The sequence below is a fragment of the Azospirillum sp. genome (assembly GCF_035627195.1).
Lineage (GTDB): Bacteria > Pseudomonadota > Alphaproteobacteria > Azospirillales > Azospirillaceae > Azospirillum.
The window spans coordinates 1-3,883 of record NZ_DASPMG010000363.1; the positions used below are offsets into that span (position 1 = coordinate 1).

At 73.8% G+C, this 3,883-nt stretch carries 4 protein-coding genes and 1 tRNA gene; 2 read left to right on the plus strand and 3 right to left on the minus strand.

The window, feature by feature from the left end:
- Together VED21_RS32065 and VED21_RS32070 are read left to right on the plus strand one after the other, a co-directional pair.
- Positions 1-627: threonine aldolase family protein (locus VED21_RS32065; protein ID WP_324889808.1), on the plus strand; the 627-nt coding region annotated here is incomplete at its 5' end.
- A gap of 45 nt (positions 628-672) precedes the next feature.
- Positions 673-748, plus strand: a tRNA-Glu gene (locus VED21_RS32070).
- A gap of 339 nt (positions 749-1,087) precedes the next feature.
- On the opposite strand, the gene VED21_RS32075 is transcribed toward VED21_RS32070, so the two are convergent.
- The 3 genes from VED21_RS32075 to VED21_RS32085 all read right to left on the minus strand — a co-directional run.
- Entirely contained in the window at positions 1,088-1,444 is a 357-nt protein-coding gene (locus VED21_RS32075; protein ID WP_324889810.1) for a carboxymuconolactone decarboxylase family protein, read from the minus strand.
- Between the two features lie 36 nt (positions 1,445-1,480).
- Positions 1,481-2,773: an SLC13 family permease gene (locus VED21_RS32080; RefSeq protein WP_324889812.1), complete on the minus strand. Its 1,293-nt coding sequence runs from the start codon at positions 2,771-2,773 to the stop codon at positions 1,481-1,483.
- Between the two features lie 209 nt (positions 2,774-2,982).
- Positions 2,983-3,883: LysR family transcriptional regulator (locus VED21_RS32085; protein WP_324889814.1), on the minus strand; the 901-nt coding region annotated here is incomplete at its 5' end.

A 3,883-nucleotide genomic window follows, 5' to 3' on the forward strand; every position in this document is an offset into this window, starting at 1 on the left:
CTCAGCCTGTCTCAGGCGACCGAGGCCGGCACCGTCTACCGCCCCGGGGAGGTGGAGGCGCTGGCCGACGTGGCGCACCGCCACGGCATGGCCGTGCACATGGACGGTGCGCGCTTCGCCAACGCGCTGGCGCGCCTGGGCTGCACCCCGGCCGAGCTGACATGGCGGGCCGATGTGGACGTGCTGTCGCTGGGCGGCACCAAGGGCGGCTGCCTGGCGGCCGAGGCGGTGGTGTTCTTCAACCCGGCGCTGGCCGAGGATTTCGGCTACCTGCGCAAGCGCGGCGGGCATCTGGTGTCGAAGGGGCGGTTTCTGTCGGCGCAGCTGGACGCGTGGCTGGCGGGCGGCCTGTGGCTGCGCCTCGCGGCGCACGCCAACGCCATGGCCGACCGCCTGGCGGCCGGACTCGGGGCGCTGCCGGGGGCGGAGCTGGCGTATCCGGTGGAGGCCAACGAGGTGTTCGCGCGCCTGCCGGAACCGGTGATCGCCGGGCTGGAGGCGGCCGGCTTCCGTTTCTACCGCTGGGAGGGCGGGCTGGTGCGCCTGATCACGGCGTTCGACACGCCCGCTGCGGCCGTGGAGGAGTTTCTTTCCGCGGCGCGTCATTTTTCCAAAAAAAGCGCTTGATCGGCGCCGGGCGGTCGGCTACATAACCGCCCACGCCGCTACGACGTCCCCATCGTCTAGAGGCCTAGGACACCGCCCTCTCACGGCGGCAACCGGGGTTCGAATCCCCGTGGGGACGCCAGCGACTTCGATGACTTAAGGCCCGCCTCGTGCGGGCCTTAGTCGTTTTCGGGCCTTGTCGTTTTCAGGTATGGGCGTTCGGGCTTGGATGATGCCGGACAGAACCGGACGGTGCGGCCTTCGGGCGTCGCGAACCGGACTGTCACCTGATCGCACGCCACGAATTCGACGCCGCAGTCGTGCTCCGGCGAGCCGCCGGGTGCGGCGCGCCCGCGGGGACAAGGCCAGGTCTGCCCACCGCCACCCACCTTGCGAATCCGCAATCCGCGCCCGCGGCAAGATGGACGCCGGGCAGCCCTGTTCCGCAACCTCCTCGCACGCCGCCTTCGCGGCCTGCAGGTCAGGCGGCGGTGCCTTCCCCGGCGAACTGGTCGTAGGCCTGCAACGCCTGTGCGGCGTACATCACGCCGGGCCCGGCCGCCATCCACACGGCAACGCCCATCGCCTCCAGCACCGCCGCGCGCGAGGCGCCGTGGCGCAGCGCCGCCTCGGCGTGCGTGGCGATGCAGCCCTCGCAGCGGGCCGCCACGGCGACCGCCAGGGCGATCAGTTCCTTGGTGCGGCTGTCGAGCGCGCCGGACTCGATCGCCGCGGCGGACAGCGCGCCGAAGGTCTTCATCACCTCGGGATGGCCGGCGCGCAGCGTGGCGACGGCGCCCTTCAGTTCGGCCAGACGCTCGGGCCAGTTCTTGCTCATACGCAAACTCCTTCTTGCGGTTGGGAGGGGAAAGGCTCAGGCAACGCCCAGCAGGCGCCACCAGAGGAGGTCCAGCGGCAGCAGGACGAGCAGCGTGGTGCCCGTCAGCGCCGCCCAGAAGCGCAGGAGCGCGCCGGCCGGCGGCTTCGCCATGTGCAGCGCGATGACAAGCGGCGGCGCCTGATAGGGCAGCAGCACGGTCGAGAAGCCCAGGACCTGCGCCATCAGCACCGCCTCCACCGGCAGTCCGCTCGCCGCGGCGAGGTCGGGGGACAGGGGCGTCAGCACGGCCGGCGCGCCGGGCAGCGTGGTCAGCAGCGCCACCGCCATGGTCAGCCCCGCCAGGATCGCCACGTTGGCGAGCGGTGCGACCGGGTCGAGCGGCAGCAGGGCGAGCGCGCCGCCCGCCAGCCGGGCGCCCAGCCCCGACGCGGCGACCACCGCGCCCAGCCCGATCAGGCCGGCGACGTGCAGCAGCGCGCCGTGGCTCATCTCGCCGTCGATGGCGGCCGGCGGCACCAGACGCCAGGGCGGCAGGAAGCAGGCGGCGGCGGCCGCCAGCCCGACCCAGGCCGGCGGCAGGTGGTGCAGGGAATCGCTCGCCCACAGCGCCAGCGCCACCGCCAGCACCAGCGCGACGCGCCGCTGCTCCGGCGTCAGCGGGCCGGCGGCGGGTGCCGCGACGGTGGCCGGAACCGCGTCGCGGAACAGCCGGGCGAGGATGAGGACGATCGCCGCCGCCTTCAGCAGCCCCAGGACCGGGAAGTGCAGCAGCAGGTAGGCGCCATAGCTGAAGCCCTGGCCCAGCAGCGCCTCGGCGCTGGCCGCCAGCACGGCGTTCGGCACGTTGGCCGGCAGGATGGCGAAGCTCGGCGCCTGGGTGCCGAAGGCGGCGGCCAGCACGATGCCGGTGCGCCCGGCGCTGCGCTCGGCGAAGCCCAACCGGTCGGCCACGGCGGCGGCGATCGGCATCAGGAAGGTGGTGCGCCCCAGCGCCGACGGCATGACGAAGCTGAGCGCCACGCCCAGCCCCACCATACCGGCGATGGTGCCGGCGTAGGTGGCGCCGAACAGCGCCGTCAGCCGCCCCGCCAGCACCGGCCCCAGGCCGCTGCGCCGCACCGCCACGCCCAGCACGAGGCCGCCGAAGATCAGCCAGTAGGCCGAGGACTGGAAGCCGGAGAACACCACCGCGGCCGGCGCCGCGCCGGTCAGCGTCGCCAGCGCGAAGAAGCCCAGCGCCACCACGTGCCCCGGCAGCACGCCGGTGGCCCAGCCGGCGATGGCCGCCAGCGCCAGGGCGAGGACGCGCGCATCGTCCGCCGGCATCTCCAGCGGCGGACGGAGGGCGATTGAACAGGCCGGCGGCGGCCAGCGCGGACGCCGCGAGCAGCGGGGTGCGCCGCAACTGGGAAAGGGCGATGGACATGGAGGCTCGTACGGGATGGTCGACGGAACGCCCCCATCCTGCCCCGCCGCCGCGCGGCGGCCGAGACACCAACCCGGCACGCCGGCTGTGCGTAGCCGCACAGGGCGTATCACTCCGGCGCGTCGGCCACCCGGCCTTCGATCAGGGCGCGGTGCTGCGCCAGTTTCTTCGCCATGAAGTCCATCAGCGCCCGCACGCGGGGCGTCTGCCGCAGGTCGCGGTGGGTGAGCAGCCACATCTCGTAGCCCAGCCCGCGGATCAGCCGAAGCCGGCGCAACGCCGGATCGCCGTCGCCCAGGTAGCACGGCAGCACGCCCAGCCCGATGCCGGCGCGCACCGCGCTGACCAGCAGGCCGGTGGAATTGCTGCGCAGCACGATGCGTTCCTCCGGCACGTTGGCGCGCACCCACTGCGCCTGCGGCGTGTCAGCGCGGCTGTCGCCGTGGCTCACCCAGTCCTGCGCAATGAGGTCGGGTGCCGCGGCCGACGCCGCCGGATGGGACAACGCGGCGTAGACGCCGTGCGCCAGCGTGGCGATGCGCCGGCCCACGAGGCTGTCCGGCGGCTTGGCGGTGACGCGCAGCGCCACGTCCGCCTCGTGCCGGGGCAGGCTGAGCACCTCGGCCGAGACGTCCACCTCCACGGTGATGCCTGGGTGCAGCGCGCGGAATCCGGCCAGCGCCCCGCACACCCAGGGCGCCAGCACCGGCAGCGTGGCGAGGCGCACATGCCCGTTCAGCCGCCGGTCGCGGCCCGACAGGCGGCGCTCCACGCCGGCCATCTCCTCCTCGATGCGTTTGGCGCCGTCCAGCATCTCGCGGCCGGCGGCGGTCAGCACGTAGCCGGTCGGGTGCCGCTCGAACAGGCGGATGCCGATGCCGTCCTCCAACGCGGCGATGCGGCGAAGCACGGTCGAGTGCTTCACCGCCAGCGCCCGGCCCGCCCCGGCCAGCGTGCCCTCCCTGGCGACCGCCAGGAAGAACTTCACGTTTTCCCAATCCATGCCCTGC